This is a genomic window from Clostridioides sp. LIBA-6622, from assembly GCF_056716095.1.
Genome location: NZ_CP197000.1, coordinates 23,232 through 38,879 on the forward strand (window position 1 = coordinate 23,232; position 15,648 = coordinate 38,879).

Genomic DNA, 15,648 nt, shown 5'->3' on the forward strand with positions numbered 1-15,648 from the left:
TTACATGTGAAAAAGGAGTGAGATTATGAATAATGAAATAAAAGATATAGCTTGCACAACTAAGTTAACGATTGAAGTCCCAATAAATCAAATAGATGGTTTTATTGAATATATACCATATGATACTACTTTAAAATTAAAAATAGAGTTAGGGTATGCAATATCAGAAGAAACTTTAAAAAAGGCTATAAAAATAGCCTGCGATAAGTGTTTAGAAAGATTTAACATATTGTAAACTTAATCAAGTTTATTTGAAATTTCTAGTAATGACCTATTGATTTCACGAAGTCCGATAAGTTGGTTTTCAACATTAAATTCATTAGATAAGGATACTTTATAAGGTTCTATATTTAAAGTATAATTTTCTGTAAAAGTTCTGCCACAAGTATTATATTTTATAGTAATGTCAAACTCTGAATCGGGATAATCGTGGAAATGGAATATTGTTTTTAAAGCTTGATTAGGGGCTAAAATTATATTTTTAAAGTCACTAATAAGTTTTATATCATCTTTTGGCTTAGTGGCGCATTTTTTATAATCTAATTGAGGGGTAATACAAATGTCTAAAACCTTACCTTGAGATTTACCAAAGTTTTTTAATACAATTTCATAACCTCTGTTTGAATGTTTCTTTGTTATATAAAGCAATATACATGCCCTAACTTCTTCTAAACGAGTGAGCTTGAGTTCTTTTAAGTTTTTATATGTAAAAAGAGCAACAATGACAGAAATTGAAATTGATATAAAGGTCATGAAAAGATATATAGAGTTATAATTTGAATTTAGAAAATTGTTTAAGTTTTGCATATTTAACCACCATTCTTATTTATTAATAAAAAAATTATAACATGAAAATGGATTAAAAGTGAATATTTACACATTTAGCAACAAGGAGCAGAGCAAATGCAAAAGAGAATTTCGGAAATGAGTATACTGGAAAAAGTAGATTTAATTGGTAAGAAACAAAAGAAACTACAAGAAAAGTATAAGAATCTAAGCAAAGGAGAACTATTTCTTATCGCTTGTAATGAAGTTAAAAAAGCAGAAGAAATGGAGGGAAAATATTTTGAATATAGGTAGCTATACATTAGTAAAGAAACAAATTGTAGAAGAATTAGAAGAAGAAAATAAGAAAAAAGAAAAGCAAATAAAAGACTTAGAACAAAATTTAAAAAATCTCAAAAGCTATATTGCAATATTAGAAGATTGTGGTAAGAAAAGCACAGAAATTTTAAGAGAACGTTCTAAAATATTGTATACTTATGATTTACTTACAAATTGTATTTTAAACAAAGAAGTGAAAAAAGCAATTTCGATTTACAATAAGACTAAGAGCATTAGAATTAGACAGAAAGAACTTAATTCTATATCTAAAAGAATTGAAGAAATAAAATAAAAAATTTCCTTGTAGGAATAAAAGAGGTGTATAGAATATGGAAGAATTTATGGTATACAAATTTATAACATGTAATCGTTGCGAAAACGTTATAGATATTGAAGATGATGGCTATGTAAAGTATGAAAAAGAGATTCATGGTGTAAATGTAACTTTTTACATGTGTATTGATTGTTTAGATGAATTAATGTTCGAGGATGAAAAATAATAAAAATTTCGAAGGAGAAATAAAAAAATGAATATAGAAGAATACGAAAAAATTAGAGTACTACGAAGAAAGAGTTCAGAAAAAATGGAAAAGTTTGAAGCTTTAAACAGAGAAAAAGACAAAATTAACAAGGTCATAAAAGCCCTTGAAAATGATTTAAAAATTGAAACGATAGAATTATTTGTTAGAAATTCTAATAATCTTGATGGTTTATTTATTGAACGTACAAAAATAAACAATGAAATAATTATAAAATTAAAAGATTTTCTTATTGAGTTAAAAAATGAAGCTGAAAAACAGATAGAAGAAATATAAAAAAGAGGGTGTAGAAAATGAATAAAATTAGCGTTATACAAGCATTAGAAAAATTTGATGATTTACTAGATGATTGGAATGACCTTCCGAATCATGTTTACACAAAAGAATATAGAGGTAAATTTTACGATTGGATAAAGTTACTTGAGAGAGAAGATAGTTTACGAAATTATAAAATAGTTGAAGTTTTAAACGATGAAAGAAATGCGGAGGTTGCGCCATTTTGGGATTAATAAAGAGGGGTGTGAATATGGAGGAGATTATTATATGTTACTTTTGCGGGAAAATAATGCACGTTGAAATTATTTCAAGTCAAAGCGATAAAGATATACATGTTGTATATGATATATGTCATGATTGTCTACATGAATTATAAAAAAATGGAGGGATAAAGTGAATAATGCTATTTTAATTGGGAGATTAACAAAAGACCCAGAACTCAAATACATACCTGTCACAGGTACAGCAGTTGCAACTTTTACACTTGCGATTGATAGAGACTATAAAAATAAAAATGGAGAGAAAGAAACAGATTTTATACCTATCGAAGCTTTTGGTAAGTTAGCGGAAGTATGTTCTAATAACTTAGAAAAAGGAAGACTTATATCTGTACAAGGTTCAATTAGAGTTGAAACAAGCGAAAAAAATGGAGAGAAAAAAACATATACAAAAGTTCATATAAATAAAATGAATTTTTTAGATAGCAAAAAGCAAGAGAGCAACAAAGAGCAAAGTTATAAAGCTATCTATGACGACCCAGATATACCATTTTAAAAGAAGGTGCGAAGATGATTAGAAAAGGAAAAACACTAAAAATTTGTGGATGGTGTGGAAGAACATTTCTTTCTAATGATGATAGGAAACTAGATTATTGTTGTGAAGAATGTGAAAATAAAGCAAAAAAATAAAGGGGGCAAGTGGATGAAAATAGGTTTAATTGATGTTGATGGACACAATTTTCCTAATCTGCCACTCATGAAAATATCTTCATGGCATAAACAACAAGGACATAGTGTTGAGTGGTATGAACCTCTATTTTCAAGTCGTATGGATAAAGTTTATATGAGTAAAGTATTCACAGACTCTAAAGACTACATATGGAATATAAACGCTGATGAAATTGCAAAAGGTGGGACGGGGTACTTTTATCCAGACGGTGGAAAAGTGTTAAGTGATGAAATAGAACATCAATATCCAGATTATAATTTATATAATATTAAAAATATAGCGTATGGATTTTTAACTAGGGGTTGTCCTCGTTCTTGTTCATTTTGTATAGTTTCTAAAAAAGAAGGTATTAAGTCTAAGAAGGTTGCAGATGTAGAAGAATTTTGGAAAGGTCAAAAAGAAATTAAGTTACTAGACCCTAATTTACTTGCATCAAAAGAACATTTAGAATTACTTGGGCAACTAATAAAAACTAAATCGTATGTAGATTTTACGCAAGGGCTTGATGCAAGGCTTTTGACTAAAGAAAATATAGAATTATTGAAACAAATTAAAATAAAAACCGTTCATTTTGCTTGGGATTTTATGAGCGAAACAGATAAAATAATTCCAAAGCTTGAAGAATTTAAAAAAGAAACAAAATTAGGCTATCAGAAGTTAAAAGTATATGTCTTAACTAATTATGACACAACGATGGAAGAAAACTTGTATAGAATTTATAGATTGAAAGAGTTAGGATATGACCCTTATGTGATGATATACGATAAATCAAATGCAAGTAAAGAAGTTAGAAAGCTGCAAAGATGGGTTAATAATAAGATTATTTTTAGAAGTGTAGATAAATTTGAGAATTATATGAGGTGAAAATATGAAAGAATATAGAATTGAAATTGAAGAGACAATATTTTTAGAACATAAAGTTATTATTGAAGTTCCGGAGGAAATATGCGCACTTGACATATTTGAATATATAGAAAACGAATGTCAAGACAAAAGTGAAATATCTGAATATATAAAAAAGCTTGGTGGTAGACAATTAAATTTTATAGAGGGAGATAGTGGAGACAGTGAGTTAATAGTTGGAAGTTGTAAGAAAATAAAAAAAGGGGGAATATAAAAGATGAATTTTAAAATGATTGCTAATGTACCGGAGAGCTGGACAGTTCAAAAACAATTTGAAAAAGTACTTGAAGAAGTTTTAGAACTTAAAGAAGCTGTTCATCTAAAAGATAACAAAAAAATAATGGAAGAAGGTTTAGACGTTATTCAAACAATTTTTACTTTATTTAAAGTATTAAAAATTGATAAAGAGCTATCAGAAGGATTAAAGCTACATAACAAAAAGCTTAGAAAAAGAAAATGGAGACTGGAGAAATTAAAGTAACATGGTAAAAGTTGAATATATTGTTTTTTATTATAATCATGAAATGTTCAAGTTGTGTAAAGAAAGTTTTAGCACGTTAATAGATGCTAAAGTTTTTAGAAATGAAATGATAAAGAAATATAACAATGCTGATATTATAAAAAGAACAGTTTTCGAAGAATTAATATTGTAATTAACATTCAAAAACAACAAAAATATAAATTAAAGCGTAAAAGAAAAATAGATTGAGTTCGCATTAATTATTAAAGTGTTATTCATGAAAAAATTTATATAAATAGATTTTGTTTAAACTTAAAAAAATGAAGTTTTATAACAAAAAAACAAAACAAATATACAGAATATTTTGAATAATATAGAGCAGTTGGAAATGCTACAAAGTATTAGACTAATCCTAAAAGCTTTATTTAGGGAATAGTTATGTATTTATAACAAGAATGAAAGAGAGTACGAAAATGGTTAATATAACAAAGGAATATGTTGTTAGAATTAGAACCGAGGGAAGCAATAGAATAGGAGCACCATATGAAATTAAATTTTCAAAATTAGATGATGCTGAAATTTTTTATGAGCACCAATTTAAATTAAAAGGAAATTACCATATAGAACTTTTTGAAAGGGTGATTTCAGAATTAAGAATAAAAATGTGAAAAAGAAATTATAAGAGGTGAAAAATGAGAGTAAAAAAAGAGTATACAGACAAAGTAGAAAATACATTAAAAATGTTAGGTGATAAACATAGAAGATTAAAAGTATTAAAAAAAGAAATAGCAGCTCTTAAAGAAAAGGAGGTTTATAGAGAAGTTAATTTCGAAGAGCTTGGATTTAAAGTTAATAAAAGTACGAAAGGAATAGACGATATAGTTATAACTACAGAAGCTTATATTTATAACAAAGAAGCTGAAATAGAAATTATTGAAAATAAAATAAAATACTTTAATCTATATTTAGAAGAATTATCAGAAGTCGAGCAAAAAATTATAGAATTAATGTATTTTTACGATTGGAATAATAAAATGTCTACTACAAAAATAGCATATGAATTGAAATATGATAGAACTAGTATTTATCATAAAAAAGCTAGTGCTATTAAAAAGATAGCTTTAATGATGTATGGCGATGAAGCTTTAGAAAAATAACAGTATTTCTACAAAAAAATAACTATTTTACTACTTCGTTTCTAAAGAAAACATGTTAGAATTGTATCATAGAAAAAATTGTACATTGACAACTGAATATCCCCCAAAACCTAAGTCTAAAACAAAGCTCGAAGTTTTAGACTTTTTTTATTGCAAAAAAGGAAGGGGGTGAGTAAATGAACTTTGTAGAACCAATTCGAGATTTAGAGAAACTAGAAAGCATATGCGCTTATTTAGAAGAAACTAATATGAGAAATAATGTCCTCTTTAGCATGGGAATATATACAGGGCTTAGAGTAGGAGACATATTAAAGCTTAGAATAAAAGATGTTCATGACAAGCGGTTTATAACTCTTAAAGAAAGTAAGACGGGTAAGACTAAGCCTATTGAGGTTAATCCTATCTTAAGAAGAATACTAAAAGAATATACAAAAGATAAGAACCAGAATGAATTTCTTATTAAGAGTAGGGAGCAAACTAACGAAGCAATAAGCAGAGTAAGAGCTTATCAGATAATAAGAGGGACAGGAGAAATGTTTGGTATAGATAACTTAGGTACGCACACAATGCGAAAGACGTTTGGTTATCATTACTATAAAAGGACACATGATGTTGTGACACTTCAAAAGCTTTTTAATCATAGTTCAGCTACGATTACATTACGGTATATTGGGATTGAACAAGATGATTTAAACAAAGCGTACAGGAATATTAAATATTATTAGCCTATTAGTTTAACATAAAAAGGTCACGTTAAACTGGATAAAATACAGTCTTATAATCGAGTGTTGAAAACATTGCGAGTACTAAAGCGTAAGGCTGTTTAATAATACTTGAATGAGTTTAACAGAATATATCTTATGTTAAACTCGACTAGGAAATTAAAGGAGTGTTGTTATGAATAAGTATGATAAGTTTAAATGTAACAATTGCGGTAAGAAGATTACAGTAAGTAACAAGGAGCTAAAGACTAAAGTTATTGATAATACAACAGTCACATACTTTGTATGTCATAGATGTAATGAGAAGTTTATTGTATCTTGTGTAGATGATTATGTTAAGTATATTCAAGCAGAGTACAAGAACCTTAAGGATAGTGAAGCTAAGCTATTGCAAAGTATGAAAGAGTATAGTGACGGTCTAGGAGAGTTGTATATCAATGAGTTGTAAGCGCATGACACTAGATAGAATAAAAGAATTAATTTCTATTGATAGACTTGATATATTCTATAGAAGTACGGAATGGCGTAAATTAAGAAAAAAAGCTATTGAAAGAGATAATAATGAATGTCAAGTTTGTAAGAAAAAAAAGAAGGTATCTAAGGCAGAATGTGTACATCATATTAGAGAAGTAAAAGAGCATCCAAGTGAAGCTTTGAAGCTTGATAATTTAAAAAGCTTGTGCAACCTTTGTCACAACGAAATTCACGAAAAAATACTGAAAATTAATCAAGAAAAAAATAAAAAGTTTTTGAACGAAGAAAGATGGTAGATAGCCCCCCTATTGAAAAAACTGGCTTTCAAAGCGAAAATTTGTGAACCGAGGTAGGTACATGGCTGTTCAAAAAAGCTTTAAAATCGCATAAGGTGTGGAGGGTGGGGTATTGCAACTTAAATTTATAGTTGCAGGTGCAAAGAAAACTACGAAAATGAGGTGGTGAAAGTGCATGAAAAGGATAACTTAAGAAACAAAGAAAATGTACACAATGACTATGTTTTAGGTATGACTTATAAAGAAATGTCAGCCAAGTATGGAATATCTGAAAATACATTGAAATCTTGGAGGAAACGAGGGGGATGGATACGCAACTGCACCTCCAAAAAAGATGCTATGCAAGACAATGAAAAAGAGTTGGGAAATAATTTAGAAAATGAGATAAAAGAGGATTTACTAAAACAATTAGATGAAAATAAAAATACTGCTAAATACTTTATAGATTTAATAAATGACTATTTAGAAATTTGGAATATAAAAAATAATCTTATACAAGATATAAAAACAAGAGGCGTACAAATAAAGTATCAAAATGGTCAAAATCAATGGGGCTACAAGAAAAATGATAGTGTGTCAGAACTTATTAAATACAACGCTCAAATGTTAAACTTACTTGATAAATTAGGTATAAAAGCAACACCAAAAATTTTGGGTGATGATGATATTGAATTATAAGTACAATAAATACATAGATGAATATCTCGACTTGGTTAATAAAGGCGAAATTGTTCTATGTAAAGAAATGAACCTTGCGGTTAAGAAAATAAAAAAAGATTTAAAAAAACCTAACATATATATCGACCATGAGAAAATAGAAAAAGCTATAGAGTACATGGAAAAATATTTCTACAAAATGTATTTTTGGGAAAAGTTTGTTGTTGCATTAGTTGTTGGCTGCTTTGAAGGTAAAGAGCTTTTATATGATGAATTTTTTATTATGATGGGACGTGGAAATGGTAAAAATGGCTTTATATCTCAATTAGCTAATTATTTACAAACACATCTGCATGGTGTGAAAAATTATGGAATTGATATTGTTGCAATGTCGGAAGAGCAAGCGAAAACGAGTTTTGATGATGTTTACAATATGTTATCTGAATACCCTAAGATATGTAAAAAGTTTTTTAATAGAACTAAAGAAGTAATAACATTTAAAAAAACTAATAGCTATTTAAAGTTCCGCACAAATAATGCAAAAAGCAAAGATGGATTAAGACCCGGCTGCATCATTTTTGATGAAGTTCATGCATACGAAAATTATGATAATATAAAAGTTTTTACCTCTGCTCTTGGAAAAGTGAAGAATCCACGTATTTTTTATATTACAACAGATGGGAATGTAAGAGGGGGAGTATTAGACGATTTTAAGGAAGAATCAAAACAGATTCTAAATGGAGAAATAAAAAATTCTAAAATGCTTCCTTTAATTTTCAAACTTGATAATATAGAAGAAATGGAAGATGTTAATTTACTAGAAAAAGCAAATCCAAGTATAAAACATAATTCTGATTTAAGGACACAAATTTTAAAAGACATTGATAAGGCTAAAAATAGACCTCAAATGATGATAGAATTATTAACTAAAAGATTTAATTTGCCAGCTGAAGATTTAGCAACAGCAGTTGCCGAATGGGACGACATAGTTGCAACAAATGAAGAATTGCCGGATTTGAAAGGTTTTTCGTGTATTGGAGGATTAGATTTTTCTAGTATAAGAGATTTTACAAGTGTTGTATTATTATTTAAAAAAGATAAAAAACGATATATCATGCATCACACTTTTATATGTTATAAGTCTTTAGAAATAACAAATTTTAAGTTTGATATTGAATTAGCAAAACAAAAAGGACTTTGCACAATAATATATGATGAAACAATCAAAGCAGAGTATATCGCTGATTGGTTTGTTGAAAAGGCAGAGGATTATAATATATTAAAAATTTGTTGTGACTCATATAGAGCTGCACATGTAAAAGAAGAATTTAATAATAGAGGTTTAACGATTGAAGAAGTTAGAAATGGGTCGATAACTCATGCAAAAATAGCCCCACTTATAGAGCAAATCTTCGCAGAGAGGACAATAAAATGGGGTGATGATATGATGATGCGCTGGTATACTAACAATGTTTATGTAGATACAGACAAAAAAGGAAATAAAACTTATTTAAAGATAGAGCCAATCAAGCGAAAAACCGATGGCTTTTTCGCGTTTTTACATGCTTTATCTAAAGATGAGGAACTGATGCAAGAATCAACAATTAAATTTTATGATTGTTATACGTATTAAAAGCAATGAGGTGGTGAATTGAATTTTAAAAACTTTATAACTAATTTTTTATTTAAAGATAAAATGTCAGGAGCAGATGGAGAATATTTTAAAAAACTAGAAGCTACAATATTTTATAAAGAATTTGCGTTAAGGTCATGTATTTCTATTATTGCAAATGCTCTAGTTTTAAGTGAATTTCAGACGTTTATAAATGCAAAGTCCGTTAAAGACAAAAATTATTACTTATTTAATATAGAACCTAATCGAAATCAAAATGCAACAGAATTTTGGCAAGAAGTAATTACAAGACTTGTGTATGACAACGAATGTCTAGTTATACAAGAAAATGAACAACTTTTCGTAGCTGAAAGTTTTAGTGTAGATAAGTATGTTTTTTATGAAGATATATACAAAGATGTTACAATTAGAAACTATAAATTAGATAGAAGCTTTAGAGAATCAGACGTTTTGTATTTTAAATTAAATGTTGAAAGCATAAAAACTGTAATAGATTATCTTTACAATGATTATAAAGATTTATTAAGTAGTGCAATGAAAGGTTATAAAAAAAATAATAGTGAAAAGGGTGTACTTGAGATAGACGCAAATTACCCGCAAACAAAAGAAGCGCAAGAACGAATCGGCGATTTAATGAACAACAAATTTAAACGTTATTTTGAAAGTGATAATGCTGTTTTACCACTTTCGAATGGATTGAAATATACAGAAAATACAAAAGCTTCAAGTATAAAAGACAGCAGAGATATAAGAGCGATTATTGATGATGTCATGGATTTTGTATGCGCTGCTTTTCATGTTCCCGCTGGACTTGTAAAAGGCAATGTTGCTGGAGTTGAAGGTATAACAGATAATTTTTTAAATTTTTCTGTCAATCCAGTCGCGAAACTTATTACGACTGAATTAACTAGGAAAATGTATGGTAGAGATAACTTTATTAAAAAAAGTTATGTAAAAGTAGACACACAAAAAATCGCTAATATGGGACTTGAAAAAATATCAAAGGCAAGTGATTTGCTATTTAGAATAGGTGTAAACTCTATAAACGACAATTTAGAAATGCTTGGTAGAGAAAAAATAAACGAGGATTGGGCTGATGAACATTATGTAACTAAAAATTATCAGTCGATTTTAAATCCGGATTTGAAAGGAGGGGCTAAAAATGGAAATGGAGAAAAGGGCGGTATCGCTGGAAATAAGGGACAGTAATTTAGAAAGTCGTAAGATAAGTGGTTATGCTGCTATTTTTAGTGATGATTATACTAAATTACAAGATAGATGGGGCGATACTTTCTATGAAAAAATTTCAAGAGGTGCATTTTTAAAGACTTTAGCTGATAATGCTAGGGATAAATTTATGATTATAAATCATGATTGGAATAAAATTGTAGGCAGAACTAACTCAAATTTAGTTTTAGAAGAAGATGAACATGGACTAAGATTTGAACTAGATGTACCAGCCACTACGGATGGAAATGACTTACTTGAAAATGTAAGGCTTGGACTAATTCGAGGATGTTCTTTTGGTTTTAATATTGTAAATTCTAAAACTCGTTTTGATGATGATTGGACATTTTACAGAGATATAACAGAAGTTGAACTGTTTGAAATTACAGCAACTCCTATGCCTGCTTATAATGATACAGAAATAAATTGTAGAAGTGATATATCTATAAAAGAACTTAGAGACTTGCAAAAAGAAGAAGCAAAGCAAAATGATAATAAAGATAATATAGAAAAAAGAAATGTCGATTTAGTGTCGGCTTTTTTTAATGCATTTAATTAAGGAGGAAAATAAAAATGGCAATGAAAAATTTAGATGAAGCAACTAATGTTGAACTAAGAACGAATTTAATGGAAGCAATAAAGGGTAATGACGAGGAAAAAATAACAACAGCATTTTTAAGAATGGCGGAAGATATACAAAGTAATTTACTAAAAGAAGCACGTTCTATTGCTAATATAGAATCAGCTGACAGGGCGATACTTGACAAGAGAGGTATGCCACAACTAACAAGTGAGGAAAGAGCATATTATAACCAAGCAATAGAAAAAAGAGGATTTACAGATTTAGAGATAACTATGCCAAGAACTGTATTTGATAGGGTGTTTGATGACTTAGAGCAAAACCACCCCCTACTTAGTGCTATAACTTTTGAAAATACTACAGGGGTTACGGAATGGATAATAAGAAAAACGAACGCAGAAGCTGCGTGGTGGGGTAAATTAGATGATGCTATTAAAAAAGAGTTAGAACATGGATTTAATAAAATTAATGCAGGGGCTTATAAATTATCTGCATATCTTCCAGTCGCAAAAGCTATGCTTGATTTGGGGGCTGAATGGTTAGACAGATACGTAAGGGCTGTTTTAACAGAAGCTTTAAGCTTAGGACTTGAAATGGGTATTGTAGCAGGGACAGGAAAAGACCAACCAAAAGGTATGTTAAAAGATTTAAAAGGCGCAGTCGTTGAAGGTGTGTATCCGGATAAAACTGCAAAACCGTTGACTGATTTTAAACCAGCTACATTAGGAGTTGAAATTATGGCTCCACTTACAAATGATGGTAAAAGGGCAGTTCCAAGTATTATAATGCTTGTAAATCCAGTTGACTATTGGTCTAAAATTTTCGCTGCTACAACTATGTTGACATCTAATGGCACTTATGTGTATGGAGTTTTACCTATTCCTGGAAACATAATTCAGTCAGTTGCTGTCCCTAAAGGCAAACTAATAGCTGGTATGGCAAAGGATTATTTTATGGGAATTGCTTCAAGCGGAAAAATAGAGTATTCAGACGAATATAAATTTTTAGAGGATGAAAGAACTTATCTAGTAAAACAATATGCAACAGGAGAGCCGAAAGACAACGATTCATTTTTAGTATTTGATATACAAAACTTAGACACAACTTTAGCAACAGAAATTAATTCAAACACAAAAGCGTCAGCTGCTAAAACTAAGTAGGTACAAGGATGAAGAATGAAGATATTAAAAATGTAGTTGAAGAAGTAAAAGAGTATCTTAATATCACTTGGATAGAAGAAGATACAAAAATAGAAAAAATGGTTACAAGAGGGATTGATTATTTTGAAAATGAAATAGCAGGAGCTGCACTAGATTTTAAAGATAATTTTAATAGAGAGTTGCTATTTAACTATTGCAGATATGTAAGAAATAATGCTATTGAATACTTTGAAGAAAACTTTAGCAAAGAGCTTCTTAGACTTCAAATTAAAAGCGCAGCTAATGAGGTAATATAAAAATGAAAAAAATAAAATTTAATAATTTTAATGATGGCATTGTGGAGTTTGGAGAATACAAGGAAAGCTACGATAAAGAAGGTAATGCACTAGATGAAAAAGAGTTTATTGTAAATAGTAAGCTCTTTTTTGCTAATGAGTATATAAGAGAACAAGACAAACTTAAATTTGATAATACAGGGTTAAAGGTATCTATTAAGTTAAAAGTACCTTATATGAAGTTAATTAAAACAAGTGATGTTATAAAGTTAAATAATGAATTTTACAGCATAGTAAAACTTGATATTAGCAATGACAAGACTAGTATATACTTATATTTATCTGAATTAGTTGACGTACTAGATAAGCATATTTCTATTTTTATCAAAGAAAGAAAAAATGTTCTTGAAGATGTAACAATTAAATTTTATAAAAAAGTTTGGGCTAGTGTTGAAGATTTAAATAGTAAAGAATTAATAGAAAGTAACTCGATTAAAACTTCCGCAAATAAAAAGTTTAAAATTAGATATATTAAAGAATTAGATTTAAACATAAAACAAAATGCTATAACTAATTTTGTCATTAAATACAAAGATAAATTTTATAATATGACTCAAATTTTAAATTTAGAAGAAGAAAATAAAATTCTTGAAATAACAGCAGAGTCAAAGTAAAAGTTAGGTGATAGTATGCACTCAAAAATAGTTACTATCCTTGAAAAATTAAATATTAATATTGGTTTTCAAGAATATGATAATTTTTCAAGTGATGAAGAATATATAATATTCTTTATAGAAAATGAATACGATGCAAATTTCTCTGACAACGAGAACAAGAGTATTGTATATTCAATAAAAATAGAGTATTGGTATAAGAGCTTAAAGAATATAAACAAGTATATTAGTATAAAAGATATGTTTAAAAAAGAAGATTTTATCTTTTTAAATTCTAGTGATTTTATAGAAAACGAATATTATTGTAAAGAATTAAAATTTAAATATGAGGAAGTTGTTTAAAATGGGCGTAGAAATAACAACAGAAGGATTTGACGCAATCTTATCAAAAGTAGAGAGTATGGGAAAATCGGGTGATAGACTTGTAAATGAAGCTATAAAAGCTGGTGGAAATGTGATTTTACAAGATGCTTTGCCACGAGTCAAAAAAAGAACTGGCAAATTAGAAGCTGGCTTAAAAGTAAGTGGAGTCAAGAAAAAAGGTAATGTCAAATATGTTCTAGTTGGTATTACTAAAGAAGATAATTCAGAAATTTTTTATGGAAATTTTTTAGAACTTGGAGCATCTGCACATCAAATACCAATCAAAAAAGGAAAGAAAAAAGGAAGAATAATAAACCATCCAGGTGTTAGCCCTAAACCATTTCTAGCACCTGCATATGAGTCAAAAAAAGATGAAGCTAAAAATGTAATGAAAGAAATATTGAAAAGAGGGCTAGGGTTGTAATGATTAATATAAATGATTTAGTAATAGAAACATTAAAACCTTTGAAAATTCCTGTTTCATTTCAAAGGTTTGATGGAGAAGAAAAAACATATATAACTTTTTTTAGTTATTTAGAACAAAATCGCTATGCGGATGATAAAGTAGTAGGAACAGAGCATTATATTCAAATAGATTTGTTTAGTAAGAATAAAATGAGTTATATAAATAAAGAAATTGAAAGATTACTTAAAGAAAATAATTTTATAAAAAGAAGTATACACGAAATAAAAGAATCTGATTACAGCTACCATACTGTTTTTAGATTCTTATTTTTTACAAAAAATGAGGAGGATTAAGAAATGGCTATTATAGGTTTAAGAAACTATAGAATTGTAAAACTATTAACAGATACGGAGGAAACACTTGAATACGATACTAAAATAACAAGATTAACAGGTGCTAAAAGTGTGAAAATATCACCTAAAGTTGATTCCGCTGAAAACTATGGGGACGACCAGCTTTTAGAGACTGCTTCGGCTATGGGAGCTATAGAGGTTGAAATTGAGGTAGCTGACTTAACATTAGAAGAACGTGCGCTTATCCTTGGATACCAATATAAAGATGGTGTATTAGTTGAAGATAAAAATTTTAATCCGCCTAATTTGGCTTTTGGTTTTGAATCTCCAAAAAGTCAAAACGGAAGTAGGATGGTTTGGTTGACTAAAGGGGTGTGCGAACCTTTTGAAGAGGAAGCAAAAACAAAGGAAGATAAAATCGAATTTCAATCTCAAAAAATCAAACTTAAATTTATGCCAAGGATAAACGATGGCAGACACAAAATAACATCAGATACGGATGTTGAAAATGCACCAACAGCGGAAGAATTTTTTACAACAACTTTTTTAAAAACAGCGGCAAAACCAACAACACCAGCAAAAACAAATTTAAATAAATAATAAGGAGAAAATTAAAAATGGAAATAAAATTAACTATAAATGAAGAAGAAAAAATATTTAAAGCACCACCTATACCTCTTAGAAAACTAGATAAAGTTTTCGCGCTAACTGATAAAATTGAAAATGGTCTTAACTCGACAGAATTATTCCGCGAATTACTTGACTTTACGGTCGATGTATACGGGGAACAATTTTCAAAAGATGAATTACTGGATGGGTTTTATCCAGCTGGAAATTTTATAAATAAAGCACTTGAAGATTTATCAAAAACGACTGGAGGTTTCGAGGAGAAGGTAAAAAACTAAGCACTGGAGAGGATACAGAAAGTAATTCTAATAAAGAAAATAAGTATCTATCTCCACGAGATTTTATAAAAGATTTATATAGTATGTTCTTATTTGAAAAGGGGTGGAGCATGGTCGATATAGATAATATGGATATATTTTATTATTTAGATATACTTGCATATATGAAAGAGAATAAAAAGGATAAGAATAATCCAAACGAAAATGATGTTTATATTGACCAATTAAACTGGTTATAGAAAGAAGGTGTGCTATGTGTGAATATTGTGAAGTTAAAATTAATACAGAACCTTTTAGCATGTATGATACAGTTGTAAGAGGTGAATTATTAACTAATGACTCTGATATAGATATGTATATAGAATTTAAAGATAAAAAGTATTTTGTAACAGGCGCAAGTTATGATTATTTAAGTATTAATAGTAAAAAACCTATTAAATATTGTCCATTTTGTGGGCAGAAATTAATTTAATGTAAGTTTTGAAATAAACCAAGATTTTTATCTTGGTTTATTTTTTTGTAAGTGAGGTGAGGAA

32 protein-coding genes are annotated in these 15,648 nt (G+C 28.6%); 31 read left to right on the top strand and 1 reads right to left on the bottom strand.

What is annotated here, in order from left to right:
* Positions 1-25: 25 nt before the first annotated feature.
* On the top strand, positions 26-235 hold the full coding sequence (locus ACTG47_RS20350) for a hypothetical protein (RefSeq protein ID WP_479927218.1): 210 nt from the start codon (positions 26-28) through the stop codon (positions 233-235).
* A 2-nt stretch (positions 236-237) separates the two neighbouring features.
* Here the strand turns inward: ACTG47_RS20350 and ACTG47_RS20355 are convergent, their stop codons facing one another.
* Entirely contained in the window at positions 238-807 is a 570-nt protein-coding gene (locus ACTG47_RS20355) for a hypothetical protein (protein WP_479927219.1), read from the bottom strand.
* Positions 808-903: 96 nt separating this feature from the next.
* On the opposite strand from ACTG47_RS20355, the gene ACTG47_RS20360 reads away from it, so the two are divergent.
* The 30 genes from ACTG47_RS20360 (at position 904) to ACTG47_RS20505 (ending at position 15,584) form a co-directional block, all read left to right on the top strand.
* A complete protein-coding gene (locus ACTG47_RS20360; protein ID WP_227483757.1) occupies positions 904-1,080 on the top strand; it encodes a hypothetical protein in 177 nt (58 codons plus the stop codon).
* Positions 1,067-1,396, top strand: coding sequence for a hypothetical protein (locus tag ACTG47_RS20365; RefSeq protein WP_479927220.1), 330 nt, complete (start codon positions 1,067-1,069; stop codon positions 1,394-1,396). Before ACTG47_RS20360 ends, ACTG47_RS20365 begins: the two co-directional genes overlap by 14 nt.
* Before the next feature lie 37 nt (positions 1,397-1,433).
* Positions 1,434-1,604: a hypothetical protein gene (locus tag ACTG47_RS20370; RefSeq protein WP_479927221.1), complete on the top strand. Its 171-nt coding sequence runs from the start codon at positions 1,434-1,436 to the stop codon at positions 1,602-1,604.
* A 27-nt stretch (positions 1,605-1,631) separates the two neighbouring features.
* The gene (locus ACTG47_RS20375; protein WP_479927222.1) at positions 1,632-1,919 is read left to right on the top strand and encodes a hypothetical protein; all 288 of its coding nucleotides are present in this window, start codon (positions 1,632-1,634) and stop codon (positions 1,917-1,919) included.
* A 17-nt stretch (positions 1,920-1,936) separates the two neighbouring features.
* Positions 1,937-2,152, top strand: coding sequence for a hypothetical protein (locus ACTG47_RS20380; RefSeq protein WP_479927223.1), 216 nt, complete (start codon positions 1,937-1,939; stop codon positions 2,150-2,152).
* 17 nt (positions 2,153-2,169) lie between these two features.
* Positions 2,170-2,295: a hypothetical protein gene (locus ACTG47_RS20385; protein WP_479927224.1), complete on the top strand. Its 126-nt coding sequence runs from the start codon at positions 2,170-2,172 to the stop codon at positions 2,293-2,295.
* Between the two features lie 17 nt (positions 2,296-2,312).
* On the top strand, positions 2,313-2,693 hold the full coding sequence (locus ACTG47_RS20390; protein WP_479927225.1) for a single-stranded DNA-binding protein: 381 nt from the start codon (positions 2,313-2,315) through the stop codon (positions 2,691-2,693).
* Between the two features lie 147 nt (positions 2,694-2,840).
* A complete protein-coding gene (locus ACTG47_RS20395) occupies positions 2,841-3,731 on the top strand; it encodes a radical SAM protein (RefSeq protein ID WP_479927226.1) in 891 nt (296 codons plus the stop codon).
* 4 nt (positions 3,732-3,735) lie between these two features.
* Positions 3,736-3,984 (top strand): hypothetical protein, encoded by a 249-nt coding sequence (locus ACTG47_RS20400; RefSeq protein WP_479927227.1) that lies wholly within the window; start codon positions 3,736-3,738, stop codon positions 3,982-3,984.
* Between the two features lie 3 nt (positions 3,985-3,987).
* Positions 3,988-4,251, top strand: a complete 264-nt coding sequence (locus tag ACTG47_RS20405; RefSeq protein WP_479927228.1) for a hypothetical protein — start codon at positions 3,988-3,990, stop codon at positions 4,249-4,251.
* Between the two features lies 1 nt (position 4,252).
* A complete protein-coding gene (locus ACTG47_RS20410; protein ID WP_479927229.1) occupies positions 4,253-4,423 on the top strand; it encodes a hypothetical protein in 171 nt (56 codons plus the stop codon).
* A gap of 262 nt (positions 4,424-4,685) precedes the next feature.
* Positions 4,686-4,898, top strand: a complete 213-nt coding sequence (locus ACTG47_RS20415) for a hypothetical protein (protein ID WP_479927230.1) — start codon at positions 4,686-4,688, stop codon at positions 4,896-4,898.
* Between the two features lie 24 nt (positions 4,899-4,922).
* The gene (locus tag ACTG47_RS20420; protein WP_479927231.1) at positions 4,923-5,387 is read left to right on the top strand and encodes a hypothetical protein; all 465 of its coding nucleotides are present in this window, start codon (positions 4,923-4,925) and stop codon (positions 5,385-5,387) included.
* A 176-nt stretch (positions 5,388-5,563) separates the two neighbouring features.
* Positions 5,564-6,112, top strand: a complete 549-nt coding sequence (locus tag ACTG47_RS20425) for a site-specific integrase (protein WP_479927232.1) — start codon at positions 5,564-5,566, stop codon at positions 6,110-6,112.
* Positions 6,113-6,284: 172 nt separating this feature from the next.
* Entirely contained in the window at positions 6,285-6,557 is a 273-nt protein-coding gene (locus ACTG47_RS20430; protein ID WP_479927233.1) for a hypothetical protein, read from the top strand.
* Positions 6,547-6,879: an HNH endonuclease gene (locus tag ACTG47_RS20435; protein WP_479927234.1), complete on the top strand. Its 333-nt coding sequence runs from the start codon at positions 6,547-6,549 to the stop codon at positions 6,877-6,879. Before ACTG47_RS20430 ends, ACTG47_RS20435 begins: the two co-directional genes overlap by 11 nt.
* A 171-nt stretch (positions 6,880-7,050) precedes the next feature.
* The gene (locus tag ACTG47_RS20440) at positions 7,051-7,557 is read left to right on the top strand and encodes a P27 family phage terminase small subunit (protein WP_479927235.1); all 507 of its coding nucleotides are present in this window, start codon (positions 7,051-7,053) and stop codon (positions 7,555-7,557) included.
* Positions 7,541-9,169 carry a terminase TerL endonuclease subunit gene (locus ACTG47_RS20445; protein ID WP_479927246.1) on the top strand — a complete coding sequence of 543 codons (1,629 nt, stop codon included), beginning with the start codon at positions 7,541-7,543 and terminating at the stop codon, positions 9,167-9,169. Before ACTG47_RS20440 ends, ACTG47_RS20445 begins: the two co-directional genes overlap by 17 nt.
* A gap of 18 nt (positions 9,170-9,187) precedes the next feature.
* Positions 9,188-10,378 (top strand): phage portal protein, encoded by a 1,191-nt coding sequence (locus ACTG47_RS20450; protein ID WP_479927236.1) that lies wholly within the window; start codon positions 9,188-9,190, stop codon positions 10,376-10,378.
* Positions 10,332-10,955, top strand: coding sequence for an HK97 family phage prohead protease (locus ACTG47_RS20455; protein WP_479927237.1), 624 nt, complete (start codon positions 10,332-10,334; stop codon positions 10,953-10,955). The genes ACTG47_RS20450 and ACTG47_RS20455 overlap by 47 nt, the downstream gene beginning before the upstream one ends.
* Positions 10,956-10,969: 14 nt before the next feature.
* The gene (locus ACTG47_RS20460) at positions 10,970-12,136 is read left to right on the top strand and encodes a phage major capsid protein (protein ID WP_479927238.1); all 1,167 of its coding nucleotides are present in this window, start codon (positions 10,970-10,972) and stop codon (positions 12,134-12,136) included.
* Positions 12,137-12,144: 8 nt separating this feature from the next.
* Positions 12,145-12,432 (top strand): hypothetical protein, encoded by a 288-nt coding sequence (locus tag ACTG47_RS20465; RefSeq protein WP_479927239.1) that lies wholly within the window; start codon positions 12,145-12,147, stop codon positions 12,430-12,432.
* Positions 12,433-12,434: 2 nt separating this feature from the next.
* The gene (locus ACTG47_RS20470; protein WP_479927240.1) at positions 12,435-13,085 is read left to right on the top strand and encodes a phage head closure protein; all 651 of its coding nucleotides are present in this window, start codon (positions 12,435-12,437) and stop codon (positions 13,083-13,085) included.
* A 15-nt stretch (positions 13,086-13,100) separates the two neighbouring features.
* On the top strand, positions 13,101-13,427 hold the full coding sequence (locus ACTG47_RS20475; protein WP_479927241.1) for a hypothetical protein: 327 nt from the start codon (positions 13,101-13,103) through the stop codon (positions 13,425-13,427).
* Between the two features lies 1 nt (position 13,428).
* Positions 13,429-13,872, top strand: a complete 444-nt coding sequence (locus tag ACTG47_RS20480) for an HK97-gp10 family putative phage morphogenesis protein (protein WP_479927242.1) — start codon at positions 13,429-13,431, stop codon at positions 13,870-13,872.
* The gene (locus ACTG47_RS20485; RefSeq protein WP_479927243.1) at positions 13,872-14,207 is read left to right on the top strand and encodes a hypothetical protein; all 336 of its coding nucleotides are present in this window, start codon (positions 13,872-13,874) and stop codon (positions 14,205-14,207) included. Before ACTG47_RS20480 ends, ACTG47_RS20485 begins: the two co-directional genes overlap by 1 nt.
* A 3-nt stretch (positions 14,208-14,210) precedes the next feature.
* Entirely contained in the window at positions 14,211-14,807 is a 597-nt protein-coding gene (locus ACTG47_RS20490; protein WP_070480348.1) for a major tail protein, read from the top strand.
* Positions 14,808-14,824: 17 nt separating this feature from the next.
* Positions 14,825-15,112, top strand: a complete 288-nt coding sequence (gpG, locus tag ACTG47_RS20495; RefSeq protein WP_054277906.1) for a phage tail assembly chaperone G — start codon at positions 14,825-14,827, stop codon at positions 15,110-15,112.
* A gap of 110 nt (positions 15,113-15,222) precedes the next feature.
* Positions 15,223-15,351, top strand: a complete 129-nt coding sequence (locus ACTG47_RS20500) for a hypothetical protein (protein WP_479927244.1) — start codon at positions 15,223-15,225, stop codon at positions 15,349-15,351.
* Positions 15,352-15,365: 14 nt separating this feature from the next.
* Complete coding sequence (locus ACTG47_RS20505; protein WP_479927245.1) at positions 15,366-15,584, top strand: hypothetical protein; 219 nt, start codon at positions 15,366-15,368, stop codon at positions 15,582-15,584.
* Positions 15,585-15,648 lie beyond the last annotated feature (64 nt).

Excerpts from the sequence above, each read along its gene's own strand:
- ACTG47_RS20435 (WP_479927234.1), top strand. The coding sequence starts at position 6,547 with ATGAGTTGTAAGCGCATGACACTAGATAGAATAAAAGAATTAATTTCT.
- ACTG47_RS20485 (WP_479927243.1), top strand. The coding sequence starts at position 13,872 with ATGATTAATATAAATGATTTAGTAATAGAAACATTAAAACCTTTGAAA.
- ACTG47_RS20470 (WP_479927240.1), top strand. The coding sequence starts at position 12,435 with ATGAAAAAAATAAAATTTAATAATTTTAATGATGGCATTGTGGAGTTT.
- ACTG47_RS20420 (WP_479927231.1), top strand. The coding sequence starts at position 4,923 with ATGAGAGTAAAAAAAGAGTATACAGACAAAGTAGAAAATACATTAAAA.
- ACTG47_RS20380 (WP_479927223.1), top strand. The coding sequence starts at position 1,937 with ATGAATAAAATTAGCGTTATACAAGCATTAGAAAAATTTGATGATTTA.
- ACTG47_RS20415 (WP_479927230.1), top strand. The coding sequence starts at position 4,686 with ATGAAAGAGAGTACGAAAATGGTTAATATAACAAAGGAATATGTTGTT.
- ACTG47_RS20400 (WP_479927227.1), top strand. The coding sequence starts at position 3,736 with ATGAAAGAATATAGAATTGAAATTGAAGAGACAATATTTTTAGAACAT.
- ACTG47_RS20405 (WP_479927228.1), top strand. The coding sequence starts at position 3,988 with ATGAATTTTAAAATGATTGCTAATGTACCGGAGAGCTGGACAGTTCAA.
- ACTG47_RS20350 (WP_479927218.1), top strand. The coding sequence starts at position 26 with ATGAATAATGAAATAAAAGATATAGCTTGCACAACTAAGTTAACGATT.
- ACTG47_RS20360 (WP_227483757.1), top strand. The coding sequence starts at position 904 with ATGCAAAAGAGAATTTCGGAAATGAGTATACTGGAAAAAGTAGATTTA.
- ACTG47_RS20455 (WP_479927237.1), top strand. The coding sequence starts at position 10,332 with ATGGAAATGGAGAAAAGGGCGGTATCGCTGGAAATAAGGGACAGTAAT.
- ACTG47_RS20370 (WP_479927221.1), top strand. The coding sequence starts at position 1,434 with ATGGAAGAATTTATGGTATACAAATTTATAACATGTAATCGTTGCGAA.
- ACTG47_RS20480 (WP_479927242.1), top strand. The coding sequence starts at position 13,429 with ATGGGCGTAGAAATAACAACAGAAGGATTTGACGCAATCTTATCAAAA.
- ACTG47_RS20385 (WP_479927224.1), top strand. The coding sequence starts at position 2,170 with ATGGAGGAGATTATTATATGTTACTTTTGCGGGAAAATAATGCACGTT.
- ACTG47_RS20500 (WP_479927244.1), top strand. The coding sequence starts at position 15,223 with ATGGTCGATATAGATAATATGGATATATTTTATTATTTAGATATACTT.
- ACTG47_RS20430 (WP_479927233.1), top strand. The coding sequence starts at position 6,285 with ATGAATAAGTATGATAAGTTTAAATGTAACAATTGCGGTAAGAAGATT.
- ACTG47_RS20395 (WP_479927226.1), top strand. The coding sequence starts at position 2,841 with ATGAAAATAGGTTTAATTGATGTTGATGGACACAATTTTCCTAATCTG.
- ACTG47_RS20355 (WP_479927219.1), bottom strand. The coding sequence starts at position 807 with ATGCAAAACTTAAACAATTTTCTAAATTCAAATTATAACTCTATATAT.
- ACTG47_RS20460 (WP_479927238.1), top strand. The coding sequence starts at position 10,970 with ATGGCAATGAAAAATTTAGATGAAGCAACTAATGTTGAACTAAGAACG.
- ACTG47_RS20475 (WP_479927241.1), top strand. The coding sequence starts at position 13,101 with ATGCACTCAAAAATAGTTACTATCCTTGAAAAATTAAATATTAATATT.
- ACTG47_RS20505 (WP_479927245.1), top strand. The coding sequence starts at position 15,366 with ATGTGTGAATATTGTGAAGTTAAAATTAATACAGAACCTTTTAGCATG.
- ACTG47_RS20410 (WP_479927229.1), top strand. The coding sequence starts at position 4,253 with ATGGTAAAAGTTGAATATATTGTTTTTTATTATAATCATGAAATGTTC.
- ACTG47_RS20465 (WP_479927239.1), top strand. The coding sequence starts at position 12,145 with ATGAAGAATGAAGATATTAAAAATGTAGTTGAAGAAGTAAAAGAGTAT.
- ACTG47_RS20425 (WP_479927232.1), top strand. The coding sequence starts at position 5,564 with ATGAACTTTGTAGAACCAATTCGAGATTTAGAGAAACTAGAAAGCATA.
- ACTG47_RS20445 (WP_479927246.1), top strand. The coding sequence starts at position 7,541 with ATGATATTGAATTATAAGTACAATAAATACATAGATGAATATCTCGAC.
- ACTG47_RS20490 (WP_070480348.1), top strand. The coding sequence starts at position 14,211 with ATGGCTATTATAGGTTTAAGAAACTATAGAATTGTAAAACTATTAACA.
- gpG (WP_054277906.1), top strand. The coding sequence starts at position 14,825 with ATGGAAATAAAATTAACTATAAATGAAGAAGAAAAAATATTTAAAGCA.
- ACTG47_RS20375 (WP_479927222.1), top strand. The coding sequence starts at position 1,632 with ATGAATATAGAAGAATACGAAAAAATTAGAGTACTACGAAGAAAGAGT.